9 protein-coding genes are annotated in these 17,993 nt (G+C 36.9%); all 9 read right to left on the reverse strand.

From position 1 onward, the window contains the following. Positions 1–193 precede the first annotated feature (193 nt). Complete coding sequence (locus EV144_RS13750; protein WP_134149647.1) at positions 194–1,636, reverse strand: RagB/SusD family nutrient uptake outer membrane protein; 1,443 nt, start codon at positions 1,634–1,636, stop codon at positions 194–196. A 10-nt stretch (positions 1,637–1,646) separates the two neighbouring features. Continuing rightward, on the reverse strand, positions 1,647–4,694 hold the full coding sequence (locus EV144_RS13755) for a SusC/RagA family TonB-linked outer membrane protein (RefSeq protein WP_134149649.1): 3,048 nt from the start codon (positions 4,692–4,694) through the stop codon (positions 1,647–1,649). 855 nt (positions 4,695–5,549) lie between these two features. Next, positions 5,550–7,169, reverse strand: a complete 1,620-nt coding sequence (locus EV144_RS13760; RefSeq protein ID WP_134149651.1) for a sulfatase-like hydrolase/transferase — start codon at positions 7,167–7,169, stop codon at positions 5,550–5,552. An 82-nt stretch (positions 7,170–7,251) separates the two neighbouring features. Beyond that, positions 7,252–7,965 (reverse strand): thioredoxin domain-containing protein, encoded by a 714-nt coding sequence (locus EV144_RS13765; RefSeq protein WP_134149652.1) that lies wholly within the window; start codon positions 7,963–7,965, stop codon positions 7,252–7,254. A gap of 1 nt (position 7,966) precedes the next feature. Then, complete coding sequence (locus tag EV144_RS13770) at positions 7,967–9,040, reverse strand: sterol desaturase family protein (RefSeq protein WP_134149654.1); 1,074 nt, start codon at positions 9,038–9,040, stop codon at positions 7,967–7,969. A 310-nt stretch (positions 9,041–9,350) separates the two neighbouring features. Then, positions 9,351–11,279: an arylsulfatase gene (locus EV144_RS13775; protein WP_134149656.1), complete on the reverse strand. Its 1,929-nt coding sequence runs from the start codon at positions 11,277–11,279 to the stop codon at positions 9,351–9,353. A 52-nt stretch (positions 11,280–11,331) separates the two neighbouring features. Beyond that, entirely contained in the window at positions 11,332–12,900 is a 1,569-nt protein-coding gene (locus tag EV144_RS13780) for an arylsulfatase (RefSeq protein WP_134149658.1), read from the reverse strand. Positions 12,901–12,909: 9 nt separating this feature from the next. After that, a complete protein-coding gene (locus tag EV144_RS13785; protein WP_134149660.1) occupies positions 12,910–14,382 on the reverse strand; it encodes a RagB/SusD family nutrient uptake outer membrane protein in 1,473 nt (490 codons plus the stop codon). Positions 14,383–14,395: 13 nt separating this feature from the next. After that, positions 14,396–17,527, reverse strand: a complete 3,132-nt coding sequence (locus EV144_RS13790) for a SusC/RagA family TonB-linked outer membrane protein (RefSeq protein ID WP_134149661.1) — start codon at positions 17,525–17,527, stop codon at positions 14,396–14,398. Positions 17,528–17,993 lie beyond the last annotated feature (466 nt).

The following is a 17,993-nucleotide window of genomic DNA, read 5'->3' on the forward strand; positions in this document are numbered from 1 at the left end:
TTGTATTTATTTCTCCCGCAGATTTTGCAGATTCGGCAGATTTCCTTTTAATCTTTTTAATCCTTTTAATCTGTGGCATTTTCTTTTTATTATTGCAACATAGCTATGTGTCTTTTAAATAAGTGAAACGTCTTTTTTAGCTTTCCAAAAAGCTATGTCTCTATGTGTTTAAAAAAAACATCGCATCAAAAAATTATCTCCAAGCCGGAACTTGTTTCAAATTTGGATTTAAGTCCAGTTCTCTTTGCGGAATCGGGAAGTGAACGTGTTTGGGCTGTGCATTTGTTTTTCCTGCTGCCTTAAGTCTGGCTACAAAATAATCTGGGCCTCTTCTCGCAAGATCAAACCAGCGCTGATATTCGTAAACCAATTCTTTTCTTCTTTCTTCAAAAACAGCTTCTCTAAAATCGTCTTTGCTTAAAGTTGGCGAAGTAACCGAAAGTAACGGAATTCCGGCTCTGTTTCTCACACGGTCTATTGCTGCATAAGCTTCGGCAGTTGGACCGCTTTGCTCGTTTACCGCTTCGGCATAAATCAATAGCACTTCGGCAAATCGTATAATTGGCGTGTTTTTAGAAGACTGTCCAGGAGAAGCCGGAGTTGCCGGATCAAAATATTTATTAAAGTGCGGTGTTACTTTGTATGTTTTTCCATCTGTCGGACTCACAAATTCTACAGCAAAAGTGATGTACTTTCGTTTGTCATTTTCGGCAAAAGCTTCAAAAAGGCCGCCTTCTTTGTGCAAAGCATCGGCTTGATCTCCGGCAATTCCGGGAACAGAAGTCGGCGCAGCGGTAGAAGCCAGCATATTTCCGTTCCAGTTGGTCAGACCTTTAAATTGTGCCGACCAAATATGTTCTTTTCCGTTTTTGGTTGCTACGTTAAAAACATCAGCAAAATTTTCGAATAAATCATAAACTTTAGTGTCTATAACTTCTTTACTTTTTTGTGCTGCTTGCGGCCATTTTTTCTCTGTTAAATATACTTTAGACAAAATGCTTTTTGCAGCGCCAGCCGTTATCCTTCCAACAGGCTGCACAACCGGAAGCGCTTCTGCATCAGTTAAATCTTTTTCTATTTGTGCATAAACTTCAGTTTCCGGCGTATTCGTTACATTCAGTGCAGCGGCAGAAAGTGTCGTTGTTTCGTGCAAAACCAAAGGCACATCACCAAACCATCTTACGATATTAAAATATAAAATAGCGCGTAAAAATTTAGCCTCGTTAATTAGATTTTTATCTTTTTGTGTGGTAAGATTTGGATTATTGCTAATGTTGTCAATCGCAATATTCGCTCTGTTTATTCCGTCGTAACTTTGTCTCCATAACTCAATCATACGATCGTTTGAGGCATCGTGCGTTAAATTAGACAAAGCTCTAACATGCGCATTTCTGGCTCTTGGTCCCGCTTCGTAATCGTCTGTTGCCATTTCTGTAGAAATTTGGATTAAACGATTGTAAAGTGTATGCGTTGAACTATTTATCGCGTTATGAATGCCGATTACAGCAGCATCTGCATCTTCTGTTGTTTTATAAAAATTATTGGATGCTATTAAACCTTTTGGATTTTCGTCTAAAGGATTACAAGAGCTAATCGTAAAGAGGATTAATAAACTATATAGGGTTGCTTTTTTCATGATATGTATTTTAGAATGTTATATTTAAACTGCCCGAAATAGTTTTTGATGCAGGATAAATTCCAGTATCTGTGCCTGGAGAAATTGTAGTTCCGTTTGTAACCTCTGGATCGTAACCTGAATATTTCGTAATTGTAACTAAGTTTTCGGCAATTACACGAAATTTTATATTGGTCAGATTTAATTTCTCAGACCATCTTTTTGGCAGATTATATGCTAATGCAATATTCTTTAATCGAACAAAAGAACCATCTTCTACAAATCGATTAGAAAAAACAGGAGCAGGATCTAATTTTGCTCGCGGCGTTGAAGTACTAGGATTTGTTGGTGTCCAGGCATCTAGAGCAGAAGTCGAAGCATTTTGTTGTCCGTTGTACAATTCTAAAGCCTGTAAATTTCCGTTAAGGATTTTATTTCCAACAGAACCGTTAATAAGAACCGCCAATTCAAAACCTCTGAAAGTGAAATTATTAGAGAAACCGAAAGTAAAATCAGGCTGTGCGTTACCAATACTTGTTCTGTCTGCAGCCGTAGTAAAAGCGCCGTCGCCATTGATATCTTTGTACAAACGATCTCCCGCTTTTGGGGTTGCATTTCCGGTATAAGCTCCTTTTGTTGCTACATCTGCAGTTTGTAAAATTCCGTCTGTAACCGCGCCATAAAAAGTACCTAAAGATTCGCCGACTTTTAAAATATAATTTCCGAAAGTGTAAAATTCAGCATCATTTCCTAAAGCGATAATTTTATTTTTGTTGAATGCAATATTGAAATTAGAAGTCCATGAAAAAGCTTTATTTCCAAGAGCCGTATTAATTCCAAATTCGATTCCCTGATTCTGTACCGAACCAAAATTCTGCAGCGATGAGGTAAACCCTGTCGTATAAGGAATTTGAACCGCCAGCAATAAATTCTTAGTTGTTTTGCGGTAGAAATCTACAGTAAGATTTAATTTATCATTAAAGAAACCAACATCAAGACCCGCATCAAACTGATTGGTTAATTCCCATCCTAAATCATCATTAGCAATGCTTGTTGGTGTAAATCCGGTGTAAATCTGATCTCCAAAAAGATATTTTACACTTGTAAGTGTAGACAAAGACTGGTATTCTCCAATTTCCTGATTTCCTGTTGCACCCCAGCTGCTTCTTATTTTTAAACTGTTTACAACGTCTTTTATCGGATCAAAAAAAGCTTCGTTACTAACTTGCCACGCTGCAGCAACCGAAGGGAAATAACCCCATTTATTGTTTTTTCCGAATCGGGAAGAACCATCGGCTCTTAAACTTCCGGTTAAGAAATATTTAGAATCGTAGTTGTAATTCACTCTTGATAAATAAGAATTTAAAGCCCACGTACTTTCTCCGGAAGAAGGCAATAAAGCTAAATTCCCGCTTTGAAGGCTGTAATAATACGTAACATCGTTTACAAATTGCTGTGCGCCAGAAGTAACAAATTCTCTAACCGAATTTTGCTGCGTATATCCGACTAATGCATTTAAGTGATGTTTTTCTCCAAACACAGTTGTATAAGTCAACGTGTTTTCGTTTAACCACGTTTTAGAATCTGCGTTTCCAATTTTTCCTTCGCCATTTGTAATAGAACCTTCGTAGATGGAAGCAGGCAGATAACTTTTTTCTTTGTTGAAAATAGCATCAGCACCAAAAGAAACTTTAAGAACCAGATTTTTCAAAAGGTCATATTCGCCGTAAACCGTTCCAAGAATACGATCTGTTATAGATTGATTTTTACGTTCGTTTAAAGTTGCAATTGGATTCGCAAAAATGTTCTCAAACGGGTTACGCAAAGTATAACTTCCGTCTGGCTCATAAATAGTTGCAGTAGGAGGCATGCTTAATAAAGCCGTAACCAAACCAGTCGGAGCCACTTTTGCTTTAGTTTCTGCAATCGTTAAGTTTAAACCAAATCTTGATCTGCTTGTTAATTTTGAAGTCAAATTTACACGGCCGCTCAATCTTTCAAAACCAGTATTTTTAATGATACCTTCCTGATTGTAATAATTTCCCGAAACCGAATATTTAGTCTGGTTATTACCGCCAGAAACACTCAATTGATGGTTTTGTGTAATGCCTTTCTGGAAAGCAGCATCCTGCCAATCAACACCTTTTCCTAATGCAGCAATCTGCGCATCACTTAAATATTGATTTGGTCCGCCTGCAGGATTAGAGTCGTAAAGCGCCGCATTTCTAAGTTTAGAAAAACCTGTTGCATCCAGTAAATCTATTTTTTTGCGGACTTCCTGCTGCCCTAAAGTAAATTCATAATTTACGGTCATGGCATTATTTGAACCTTTTTTGGTTGTAATAATAACAACACCATTTGCACCTCTGGAACCGTAAATTGCAGTTGAAGAAGCGTCTTTTAAAACCGTAATAGATTCTATATCGGACGGATTTATAGACGAAAGGGGATTTGTTGGCGTACCACTCAAAACTCCGGAAGTTACATCTGAATTGTAAAGTGGGAATCCGTCGATTACGTAAAGCGGTTCGTTGCCGCCCTGAATAGAACTGCCGCCACGAACACGAATACTCAATCCAGCGCCCGGCTGTCCCGAAGTCTGTGTTACATTTACACCCGCAACAGAACCTTGAAGTGCGCTTTCTAAAGTACGCTGCGAAGCTTTTAATGACGTTGTCGCAACGGTTTCTGCGGCGCCAGTGTAATCTTTTTTGGTGGTGCTACCGTATCCAATTATGACAATTTCATCGAGTTCTTTTACATCTTCTTTTAATGAAATTTGTACAAAATCTGTAGTAGCGTCTTGTGTTACAGTTATATAACCAATGTAACTAACAACGAGTGTATAAGGGAATTTTTGCCCCGTCTGGAAATAAAATTTTCCATCTAAATCGGTTACAGCGCTGTGTGTTGTTCCTTTTATCTGAACTGTAACTCCTGGTATCGGCTGGTTGGTGACCTGATCAATTACGGTACCGTTTAAGGTTGAATTTATTGTGGGCTGTGCGTTTTGCGCTTTAATTCCGATAGAAATTAAGAAAATGCAGAACGACACAAGAATGTTGAATTGCTTGTTCATTATGGGTTGGATTTTAATAATAAAAAGGCATAGAAAGTTGATTGCTCAATTTTCAATTTTCTTTTTTTAAGTGATAAATGTTCTTTAAGTCTTATTCATTTTCTGTTGCCGCAGAAAATGACTTTGCTATGAAGGAAGTTGTTGCATCTGAGTCATTTTGTTTTTATTTAGTTATTATTTTTTTTGATTTATAATGTTTACGCTATTTCCTTTTAGATGCAGCACCTACATCAGATTAATCAGGAAGCGTGACGATTTATGAGCGTTTCTTTTAGTTCGATTTTAAAAATAATAAACCGAGGAAAAGAAAAAAGTTTGTGAGGAATTAACAACAGAAATACATATAATAAAAAGTATTATAAGTATATTTTTTTGGAAGATTGTAATGTGTTTTGGTTTCGGTTGTTTTCAAAATGTAGTTGTTTAGGTTTTATACTCTACTAATCCTATAGACAAAGTTAAATTTATTATAATGAAAACCAAAAGATTCTTTAATTTTTTTGAAAAAGAGAGGAAATGAATACCTTTTTTAGAAAGTAAATTGTTTGTTTAAACTATTGAAATAGAGTAGTTTGTTGTCTATTATTACGTTTTCGTAAAAACGAAAAAAAACTATTATTAAAAAATAGCTTTTGTACGTTTTTTAATAATAGTTTTGAGTTATAAATTATGAGTTATGAGTTTTCCTGCAAGGTTTCCAAAACCTTGTAGGTATAATTTAAGCGTAATCAGCGAAACGTAAAAATACCTACAAGTTTTTGGAAACCTTGCAGGAGAGATAAAACGAAACGTAAAACACCTACAAGGTTTTGGAAACCTTGCAGGAGCGATACGGGACTCATAACTCATAACTTTTTACAAGTCCACAAAATATTTTTGTTTTCCAAAATCGAATTCATAATATGTTAAGTTGGGCCAAAGTGGTTTAATAAGTCCTTTTTCCCAAGTTTGTAAAGCCGTTTGTAATTCTTTTACTTTTTCTGGATTTTGCTGTGCAAGATCTGTAGTTTCAGATTGATCTTTGGCAATATTATAAAGCCATTTTTCGTGTGTTTTTCCGCTGATAATTAATTTCCAATCGCCACTTCGTATTGCTTTTGCATCGCCAGAACGCCAGTATAAATTTTTGTGCGCTTCGGTATTACTATTTACAACTTTTACAAGATCAACACCATCATAAGTTCTGTCTTTTGGGAGATCAGAATGTAGGGCAGATGCAACGGTGCTAAAAATATCCAAAGTACTTACCGGAGTTTTATAAACCGTATTTGGTTTGATTTTTCCCTTCCACGAAAGTGCAAACGGAACATTTATACCGCCTTCAAAATGAGAAAATTTACCGCCTTTTAAGGGTGCATTTGTTGTCGCAAAAGTATAATCGGCGCCACCGTTATCGCTGGCAAAAAAGATTAAAGTATTTTCTTCAAGGCCTTCTTTTTTAATTTTTGCTCTAATTCTTCCAATTGCATCGTCTAAGGCGCTGATCATAGCAAAATAAACGCGTTTGTTTTCGTCTTTTACATTCGGAAAACGATCGTAGTATTTTTTGCGAACCTGAAATGGCGTGTGTGGCGCATTAAACGGAACGTATAGCAAAAACGGTTTTGTTTTATTTTTATCGATAAAAGCTTCGGCTTCTTCAGCAAATTTTTCTGTTAAATAAGCTTTCTCTCTAATAATAGTAGTATCGCGTCGAATTTGTCCAATGCCGACACGGCCGTTACCCCAAATCGTTTTATCGGTAAAATCTTTATGATGATGGTTGATGATATCCGGATTTTCGTCTTCTGGAATATACAATGAGAATGCCTGATAAAATCCGTAGTGATAATCGAAACCACGGTCTAAAGGAAAAAATCCTTTGTTGTGACCCAAATGCCATTTTCCGATAATGGCGGTGCTGTATCCTTGTTTTTTGGCTAAATCTGCAAAAGTAATTTCAGATTTAGGTAAACCCTGAGTGGCAATCGATGCCTCATTTGGATATTCAATTTTAGGATTCAGTTTCCAGTTATTCGTATTTATAAGATACTTAAAAGCATAATATTCTAAGTTGTTTTTTGGATATCGGTCTCCCGGCTGGTATTCGTGTCCGAAACGTTCCTGATAACGACCTGTAATCAAACCCGCTCGCGATGGTGAACAAATAGAAGAAGAGGCGTAACCTTGTGTAAAAGTCGCGCCCGATGCTGCCAGCGAATCAATTTGGGGAGTTGGTGTAGATTTTCCGCCGTAGAGCGAAATATCATATTTGCCTAAATCATCTGCAAGAAGAATGATGATATTTGGTTTTTTTCCTTTAAAAGTATCCGAAACTTTCTCAGCCAAAAAAGCTTTTTTTCCTTCTGCCAGTTTTTTGTTTTCTTCTATTAATTTTCCGTTGGTATTTAGAGGCCAAAACAGAAATAAAGCGATAAGAAAAAGTACAGCAATTATAGGGAAAACAATTTTCTTTTTGAATTTGATTTTTGCCATAGTTTTTATTTTTGGTTTTTTAATATTTAGTTTGTGGCAGCTCTGTCAAAGTTTAAAACTTTGACAAAGTTCTTCATTCGTGCTACTTAGAAGCCAAAGCCACATCAACGTCGTTTTTTAAATCTCCCAAACCATCTTTCTTAAAAACAATTTTTCCGTTTTTGTATAAAATCAAAGTCGGGAAAACTTTTATCGTTTTTAAATCGGCAATAACTTGCGGGCTGTCTTCCAGATCAATTTCTATAATTTTCAGATTAGCTCCGTATTGCGCTTTAATAGTTTCTAAAACGGGTTTTACTTTTTTGCAGGCACCACAATATATAGAACCAATATCAACCAAAACATCTTTGTTTTCTGCAATGATTTTGTTGTATTCTACCAGAGTTAATTTGCTTTTACTATTAGAATAAAAAGGTTTTCCGGCGCCAATCCAGTTCGCGATGCCGCCTTCTAAACTGTACGCTTCTTTAAAGCCTTTTTTTAATAAATCATCAGCCAGCCAAACGCTTCTTCCTGCTCCGATCGAATAGGTAAAAACAGGTTTCGTTTTGTCTAAAGCTGCAATACGTGCAGCATAATCTTTAGATTCTAAATTAAAATTTAGAGCGCCTTTAATATGGTTCAACGCAAATTCTTCGGGACCGCGCGCATCAATAATCTGAGGGTTTTTCTCATTTTGAATTTTTAAATAATATTCCGCTAGTGAAATCGTATTTGCGCTTTTATTTTGCGAGAAAACAGCAATTGTAAATAGAAATACAATTGCTGTTAAACTTTGTTTAAGGATATTTTTCATATTATACTTGCTCTAAATAACCTTCGGTTGGAACTGTAACGAGAACAGGAGTTTCTACTTTTTGCTTAACCGGAACTGCTAAAACCCCGTCTGCTAATGCGCTTCCTTCTTTTTTAGATTTGAATATCGGCCACAGAAATTGTGCGTACCATTCTTCTTGTTTGTACGATTTCATTCCGTATGATTTTGGGAATTTTCTAGTAATTAAACCCGTTCCAAAAATGACATCCCAAAGGAAAAACATGTTTCCGAAGTTGCCTTTAAAATGTCCAACACCGTCTCCGCTTGTATCGGCGTGATGCGCGTGGTGCGTTGCCGGAGTAGAAATTAAACGTTCTAAAACCCATGCAATTGGATGTAAAACTCTGTATTTGTAAAATGGTTTGTCCCACGCAATGCTAGAATGTGCACCTAGTGTAATCACACTTTTTATAACCGTAACAAATAGGGCAGGAAGTCCAAGTCCTAAGTAGGTTAAAGTTGCCGTTAAATAAATTTGAGAAAACAAAACGGTATAAATAAAGTTTTGTCTTGACGCCATTGCCATTCCCATGTACGGAGCTGAATGATGTGTTCTGTGAAAACGCCATAAAAACGGTACTTGGTGGTGTAAACGGTGGTACCAATATTGCGTTAAATCATCGGCAACGGCAATCAGGAAAAATCCTCCCCAAAACGGAACCCATGAAAGTGTGTTTTCTAAATTCGGAATTAAATAAGGCAATGCTGTTAAGCTGAAAAATGCAATTACCGGCGGTAAAAGCAGTTTTGGAGCCAGAAAACAAATAATATCTATTTTGCGTTCTTCGCCTGTCCATTCATCATCGTATAAACCTGCGGCAAATTCTATTGCGCCCAAAACAAGCATAAAAACAATAAGTCCCCAAGAACGAATGTTTACAAATGCAGGTTTTGCGAATTCTAGAAATGACGGCAGTGTAAGATGCGATTCTGCGATTACGCCGTTACTTAATTTAAAATAAAGATAAATCGCCAATACTGGTAAAGTGTATATAAAAAGACTTATAGCTAAGTCTCTCGTTAAATTTTTCTGTGGATTTTGAGTAACTCCCATGATTTTCTATTTTAAAAATTGATTTATTAATGCTAAACCTCCGGCCAAAATAACCAGCGGTACTAAAAATACAATTGCCCCTACGACAACTTTTTTTCCGATAACTTGATAATCTGCTTTTCTCATGATTTTAATTTTTTAGTTAATAAATTCTATAGATTTTATAGAATTTAAAGACGCAGTTTTTTATTAATTCGATGTTTCCTGCAAGGTTTTCAAAACCTTGTAGATATAAATTCGATAGTAATAATCGAGATGTATAAAAAACCTACAAGGTTTATTAAACCTTGCAGGAATTTAAAATCTATTATTAATTACTGCTTCCGGCACTTCCCGGTTTAGTTACTTGTTTTACTAAATCTTGTAATGTTTTACCTTTATCTGCTCCGGTATTGTGTATTCTTCTGTTGTACACATCCTGCCAGTCAATTAATGGATAAACATTATTTTCTTTTGCCTGTTCGTCAAACAATTGTTTCAGCTCGGCTAATTTTTCTGGATATTTTTTTGCAAGGTTGTTTCGCTCGTTAAAGTCTTCGTTTAGATTATAAAGTTCCCAAACATCAGTATCAAAATTACTTGCAACAGGTTTTTCGTCTTTACCTAATGCTTTTTTCACTGCGAAAGAATCTGGTAAATGCGCTGCTCCGGCTTTCCATCCATCTTTGTAAATGGCTCTGTTTCCGAAAATGTAGTAATACTGCACTTTGTGTAAAGATTCTGCTTTTGGATCATTCAAAGAAGCATACAAAGTTGATCCCTGAATAATATCCTGTTTTACATTATTGATATATTCCGGCGCTTTGATTCCGGCAATATCCAATGTTGTTGGCAATAAATCGGTTACGTGGCTGTATTGATTTCTAATACCGCCTTTTTCTTTTATTCCTTTTGGATAAAAAACAATCAGCGGATTATGTGTTCCACCTTCAGATTGTGCATCTTGTTTCCAGTTTTTAAAAGGAACATTCGTTGCCTGCGCCCAACCAAGAGGATAGTTTGTATTTAAACCTTTTGCAGTTCCAATTTCGTCAATGTTGGCTAAGTTTTTCTTTAGGTTTTCATCGTCAGAAGTTCCTTGAGAAAACAAACTTTGGTTGATAGTTCCTTCCGTTGTTCCTTCTTTACTTGCTCCGTTATCTCCAATAGCAACAAAGATTACAGTATTTTCTAGCTGACCACTTTCTTTTAAATAATTAACCACGCGACCTACTTCGTAATCGGTATAGGTTAAGAATCCTGCATATACTTCCATAAATCTAGCATATACTTTCTTTTGGTCTGGAGTTAATTTTTTCCAATCTGTAATCAACGGATTGCGTTCTGGTAAAACAGCATTATTTGGAATTACACCTAATTTCTTTTGGTTAGCAATTACTTTTTCGCGGTAAGCATCCCAGCCGTCATCAAATTTTCCTTTATATGGATCGCTCCATTTTGTTGCTACCTGATGAGGTGCGTGCGCTGCTCCCGGCGCATAGTATAAAAAGAATGGTTTGCCCGGTGCTGCTTTTTGTTGTTTTTGGATATAACTAATCGCTTTATCTGTAATTAATTCGTTTAAGTGACGTCCGTCTGGTTTGATATGAACCTGATCTTCTACCAAATCCGGATTGTACTGATCGGTTTGCGAACCTAAAAATCCATAAAAATGATCAAAACCTTTTCCGGTTGGCCATCTGTCAAAAGGGCCTGCATCTGTTGCGTCTTCGTCTGGTGTTACACCATATTTACCAACAGCAAAAGTGTTGTATCCGTTTGCACGTAAAATCTCCGCGATCGTTCCCTTATCAGCCGGAATTCTTCCGTCCCAACCTGGGAAACCAGCCGATAAAATCGTATGAGAAAAACCGCTTACGTGTACTCTTCCAGAATTTCTTCCCGTTAATAATGCAGCACGAGTTGGGGCACAAATCGCAGTGGTGTGAAAGTTGGTGTATCGTAAACCGTTATTGGCCAATTCATCAAAAGTTGGCGTTTGGATTAAACCTCCAAAAGCACTTGAAGCTCCAAATCCAACATCATCAAGCAAAATCCAAACTACATTTGGAGCACCTTTTGGCGCAGTAACGGGCTCTGGCCAATATTCTTTAGAATCGGCAAGTGTTTTTCCGATTGTACCTTTAAATTCGGTTTCCGAGTTTGTTTGTGAAAATCCGAATTGTGCGACTAGTAAAGCCGCAATCAAAAGTCCTTTCTGCGGACTTTTGATTGTTGTTTTATTTTTAAAGTTTTTCATTTTAATAGTTTATTAGGGTTAATTAATATTACTTATAGAATTTCTGTAATTACTATTTTATTTTATTCCAATCTTCGACACCTACTTTTACTGACCATTGCTGATGTAAGTCAATTAGGGTTTGGAGCAGTTGTGGTTCTAATTTTGCAGCGTTTTTTGTTTCTGTTCGATCTGTTTCAAGATTGTACAATTCCCAAGGCTGATTGTTTTCAGCTACTGCTTTCCAATTTCCTTTTCTTACTGCTTTACTGCCTTCATGTTCCCAAAACAAGGCTTCATGTGCATCAGATTGTTGTCCTTCGAATTCCTTTTTTAAGCTGATGCCTTCTAAGGGTATAAGATTTTTTCCTTTAAAAGAATCAGGATATTGAAAACCAGCATATTCCAGACAAGTTGGAAAAATATCAATCAAATGACTTACTCTGTTGCTTACTGTGCCTGCCTTAATATGGTTTGGGTAATACGCAATAAAAGGAGAAGCAATGCCGCCTTCGTGGGTATTCTTTTTGAATAATTGAAAAGGTGTGTTGCTCACATTTCCCCACGGACTTTCGTAACTATCAATTGACGCAGTCGAACCTGCTGTTCCATTTTTTTGTATAACATAATTCCAGTTTTTTACATCATCGGCACTTCCGCCATTATCCGAAAGAAAAAGAACAAGAGTATCATCTTCTTCTCCCAAAGACTTGACTTTCTGCAATATTTCTCCAATTCCGGCATCCATTCTGTCGATCATGGCAGCGTAAATTGCCATTCGGGTATCCCATTTATTTTTTTCTTCGGCACTTAGCTTTTCCCAATCGGGTACTTTTTCAAAACGATTAGATAAGTCCCAATTTTTATCAATGATCGCTTGTTCTTTTAATTTTTTAAAACGATCTGCTCTCAATTTGTCCCAGCCTTTCATGTATTTACCTTTGTATTTTGCAATATCTTCCGGTAATGCCTGAATGGGCCAATGCGGCGCATTATAAGCCACATAAAGAAAGAAAGGACGTTCTTGATTTCGCTGTTTTTCTAAAGAATTAATGGCGAAATTGGTAATTTCCTGAGTTAAATAAGTAGAAGTATCTGTGCGGATAATTTCTTTATCTCCTTTCAAAAAAGTGATGCTTCTTCCGTCGTTGTACAAAGGCTGCGAGTTAAAATAACTGCTTCCATTATTTTGTAACGTAAATGAATCATCAAACCCCCGATTAACTGCCCAGGCTGATGGTACTAAACCAACGTGCCATTTTCCAGAAACTATAGTGTTGTATCCTGCCTGTTTGAGTGCCTGCCCAATCGTGATACAATGATCGTTTAAATAGCCCTGATAAGCAGGAAACCCCTTGTCCTGAACCATATCACCAACACCCGCCTGATGTGCATACAAGCCCGTAAGTAATGAAGCCCGAGAAGGACAGCAGCGTCCTGCATTATAAAACTGCTTTATAATAAGCCCGTTTTTAGCGAGCTTATTCAAGTTTGGAGTTTTAATTTCTGAGCCAAAAGCACCAATATCTGAGAAACCTAAATCATCTGCCAAAATGATGATGATGTTAGGCTGCTTTTTCTGTGCAAATAGCTGAAATTGCGCAACAACTAATAGGGCGAGGATGAACAGTTTTTTAATCATTTTGTTGTATTAATATCCAGGGTTTTGTGGTAATCCTACAGGATCTATATTTCTTTCGCTTTGCGGAATCGGGTATAAATTATTTCTTTCTGAAACAGAGTTTTTAGCCGTTACTTTTTTTACTTCGGTAACCAATGTTCCCCAGCGTACTAAGTCGAACCATCGTTGTCCTTCCTGAACAAATTCTTTTTTGCGTTCTTCCTGAATTGCTGCTCTAAAAGTTACCTGCGTTAATCCCGATTTATCTACTGTAACATCTGGGGTAGCAATGGCTTTTCCGTACGCTCTTCGTCTCACCTGATTTAGTAATTCGTAAGCTTGTGGGTTGGGGCCAGATTGCTCATTTATCGCTTCCGCTAAAGACAATAAGATGTCTGCATAACGAATAACCGGAAAGTTGATCGCCGTATTACCCGGAGTTGCCAAATTGGTAACGTCTAAGTATTTTTTGAAAATTGGTTTAGGAAAAGTATACAACGTTCCTGTAGCCGGATTAAGCAGTTGTTTGGCATAACTGATATCTCTTCTCGTATCTGCAGCATCGTAGATATCGTAAAATAAAGCGACGTCTGAGATAATATCTGCAGGTTCTGTCGCTGTAAATCCTGTAAAAGCTGTCGCTTGAAAAGTACTTCCGCTAGAACCGTTTCCTGCTTGGTTTGGTTCAAACTGCACAGAGAAAATATGTTCTTTTCCGTTCTTTTTGGTTTTAGTAAAAATGTCCTGAAAATTTTCAAAAAGCGCATATCCGTAACCGCCATTAATTACTTCATTTGATTTTAAAATTGCGTTTGGCCAATCTTTTCTAGTCAAATACACTTTAGCTAAAATTGCTTTTGCAGCACCAGAAGTAGCACGTCCGGCGTCTGCTGCGGTGTAAGTTGCCGGCAAAGCTTCCGCATCTTTTAAATCTGTAATAATTTGTGTGTAAACTTCGTCAACTGTTGCTCTTTTCGATTTTAAACTTTCGACCGCAATAGAAGTTGGTTCGTGCAAAACAATCGGAACGCCGCCCCAAAGACGCACAGCCTGAAAGTATAGTAAAGCTCTGATAAATTTAGCTTCATTAATTAATCTAGTTTTTACAACATCAGAACCCGTTACTTTCGGAATATTATCTATAGAAACATTTGCTCTGTTAATTCCCGCATAAATCTGGCGCCAAGCTACCTGCACACGATCTGAAGTTGCATCATGCGTTAAACTGCTCAAAGCCCTAACTTGCGGATTTGTAGCAGAAACTCCCGCCGCTGCATAATCTGTAGCCATGTCGGTAAGGAAATATAAATTTCTTCCGAATAAACTCTGCTCGCCCGGATCAAGGCTTAAAGAAGCATAAACTGCAGTTACGCTTGCTACGGCATCGTCTTGGGTATTAAAGAAATTATCTTCGGTTACAAAAGAGGTTGGAGTGACCTCTAATTCTGTGCACGATACAAGTAAAGTGGCACTAAGTATAAATGTTGTGAATATATTTTTCATCGTTGATTTTTATTTAGAAGGTTACGTTTATGCCTGAAATAAAGGTTCTTGAGTTCGGGTAAGAACCAAAGTCAATTCCAGGATATAAATTGTTTTGCTCGTAGGAACTTACTTCTGGATCGTAACCCGTGTATTTTGTCCATGTCACTAAGTTTTCTGCAGAAACATAAAATTTTACGCTTTTTGTTCCCAGTTTAGAAGAAATGCTTTTAGGTAAAGTGTAACCCAAAGTCACCAATTTTAATCTCACGAAAGAGGCATCTTCTACGTAACGCTCAGAAACAATTCCAAGTGGTGAACTTGACGCTCTCGGAATACTGTTGCTTGGGTTTGTTGGCGTCCAGCGATCTTCCAAAGTTGCTGCAGCATTGGTACCAAGCGTAGAGATTTCTAACTGCTGATTTAAAGCGTTAAAGATTTTTCCGCCGTAAGATCCTTGAAAATTGAATTGAAGATCAAAATCGTGATAAGAAACCGAGTTGCTGATACTTGCCGTAAATTTTGGCTGAGAAGTTCCCAAATCGCCTTTATCTGCAGCCGAAATAATTCCGTCGCCATTCGTGTCAACATATCTTCTGTCACCAATTTTAGTATTAGCCAAACTGTTTATTTTTGGCTGTGTATTGATTTCTTCCTGAGTCTGAAAAATTCCGTCTGTTTTGTATCCCCAGAAAGTTCCCAAAGGTTTTCCCACTTTTACAATTACAGGTTGCTGCTGTAATAATGAGCCATTTGGCACTACAGGGAAAAAAGAATCAACGCCATTTCCTATTGCAACAACTTCATTTTTATTGGTTGCAAACACGAAGTTAGAATTCCAAGAAAAATGTTCCGATTTCAGGTTTTCAGTAATCAAACCAATTTCAATTCCTTTGTTTGTAACACCTCCAATATTCTGAAGGACGGTAGAATAACCAGAAACAAGAGGCACAGGAACGTTAATCAATAAATCGTTTGTTTTCTTGTAATAAACATCAAAAACAAAATTGATTTTTCGGTCTAATAAAGACAAGTCTAAACCAATATTATACTGATTTGTTTTTTCCCATTTCAAATCCGGATTTGCCAATCGGGTAGGAGCAAGACCCGTTTGCAGCGTTCCGCCAAAAGAATAATTTACAGAACCGATAGAAGCTAAAGAAAGGTAATTTCCAATTTCCTGATTTCCGGTTGTTCCGGCGCTCAATCTAAGTTTAGCTTCAGTCACACCTTTAATGTTTTGCGCAAAACCTTCTTCAGTAATATTCCATGAAAATCCAGCTGATGGGAAATAACCCCAAAGCGACTCAGAACCAAATCGAGACGAACCATCGGCACGCGCAGAAACCGTAAAATTATAGCGGTTTTTATAGGAATAATTTATTCTAGTTAAGTATGATTTTAATACACTTTCAAAAGCATCGCTGTATGGTTTTACCGCCACACCGTCTTGCAGCGCGTTATATTCATTAGCATCATTTACAAATGTATTTGCGCCCGCATTTACCACTTCGCCTTTTGTATATTGAAGCGTATATCCTGCCAAAGCAGAGAATTTATGATTATCACCAAAAGTAGTATTGTAATTCAGCGTGTTTTCATTCAAAACAGAACTTACCAAACGATCACCAACAGAAGCCAGTCCTTTTGTTCCCGCACCATTGGTGGTATTTGCAGGAGCATAATAATTTTGCTTTGTATCAATTACGTCACCGCTCACGGCAACTTTTGCAACCAATTTTTTAGTGATTTTGTATTCACCAAATAAACTCGTAAGGATTCTATTAATTTTGGTTTCGTTGGTTGTGTTTTCCAAATCATTAATCGGATTTGGTACAAAACCATTCACGGAAGTGGCATAAGGATTATTCGTAACATTATAACTTCCGTCAGCGTTTTTAATAGGCACAACAGGAGCAGTCAAAACGGCACTTACAATTGGGTTTGGCTGTCTTCCTGAACTCGAACCTCCATTTGTTCCTAAACCATTAGAAGTAGAATTAGTATAATTTGCATTTACGCCAAATTTGAAGTTCTGTGAATAGTTTCTTTCCAGATTAGCACGAAGCGAAATTCTTTTAAAATCAGATCCAATTACAACACCTTCCTGATCAAAATAACCTGCCGAAACAGAATATCGGGAACGTTCGTCTCCGCCAGAAAAAGACAATTGATGGTTCTGAACTGGAGCAGCAGTTCTAAAAGCTGCCGACTGCCAGTCGTAACCGCCAGAAGTTTTTAGCGCTTCGATTTGCGCAGCTGTAAAAGAAGGAGCCTGACCAATACTTGCCTGAACATCGTTTCTTAAACTTGCCCATTCGCTTGCGCCCATTAATCTTAATTTTTTGGTAACATCCTGAAATCCAAAATAGCCTTGGTACGAAATATTATCTTGTCCTTTTGTACCCTTTTTTGTTGTAATAATAACCACACCATTTGCTCCTCTAGAACCATAAATAGCCGTTGCAGAAGCATCTTTTAAGACTTCAATCGACTCGATATCAGCTGGGTTAATGGTAGATAATACATTGACAGTTGCACCAGAAAACTGTACCCCTGCGGTACTATTATTATTGTCATTATAAATTAAAATTCCGTCAACTACATACAGCGGTTCATTTCCTGCTGTAATCGAATTTCCTCCTCTAATACGTACACTCGAAGAAGCACCCGGACGACCCGAACTTTGCGTAACTACAACTCCCGGAATGGCGCCTCTTAATAAATTGTCTGCCGATGCCGAAACCTGAGCCAGATTTGCTTTAGGAACCGACGCTACAGAACCTGTAATATCTTTTCTCTTTTGAGTTCCGTAGCCAACAACAACCAATTCGTCTAGTTCCTGACGTTCTTCTTTTAGATGAATCGTAACCGGATTTTTTTCAACAATTATCTCTAATTTTTTGTATCCAATGTAACTTACCAATAAAGTGTATGGTAATTTCTGACCTGTTTGAAAATAAAATTTTCCTTCTGCATCGGTCTGAACTCCGTGTGTAGTTCCTTTAATAGTTATTGAAGCGCCTATAATGGGCTGATTTGTAATATCATCTACAACAGTTCCGTCTAGTTTTGATTGTATCAGCGGTGTTGTATTTTGAGCATTAATTCCCGCCGATAAAAGCAAGAGAAATAGGAATGAGTATATTTTTAAATTTTTTTTCATTTCTTTGTACTGGTTTTAAGTAATTAACAAGGCGCCCTGAGAACTGAATTTTCAGTCCTCTAATTGTTTCCTTGATTTAGTGATAAATGTTCTTTAAGCCTCGCCATTTCTGTTGCCGCAGAAATGGCTTTTTTTATTTACAACAGCAGGTATGCATTATTTTCATCTTAGTTTTTTTAGTTTTTAGTTAATTAAATCTGGATTATAGGTATAGTTTCAACGATCCTGTTGAAGCAGATTTATGCATCCAATAGATTTTTGAAATTTCAGTAAATGTTTTTTGGTGGTGTTTTTAAAAAATTCGTTTTTTATATTTAGGTGAAAACGAATCATTCAAAAGAATAGAATCAACAACAGATGCACATATAACAAAACATGTTATATGTAAATTTTTTAGGAAGAATGTAAAACGATATGTTCTCTGTTGTTTTCAAAATATAGTTTTTTATGTTTTAAATCATTATTT

This window comes from Flavobacterium sp. 270 (assembly GCF_004368785.1).
In the GTDB taxonomy this organism is placed as follows: domain Bacteria; phylum Bacteroidota; class Bacteroidia; order Flavobacteriales; family Flavobacteriaceae; genus Flavobacterium.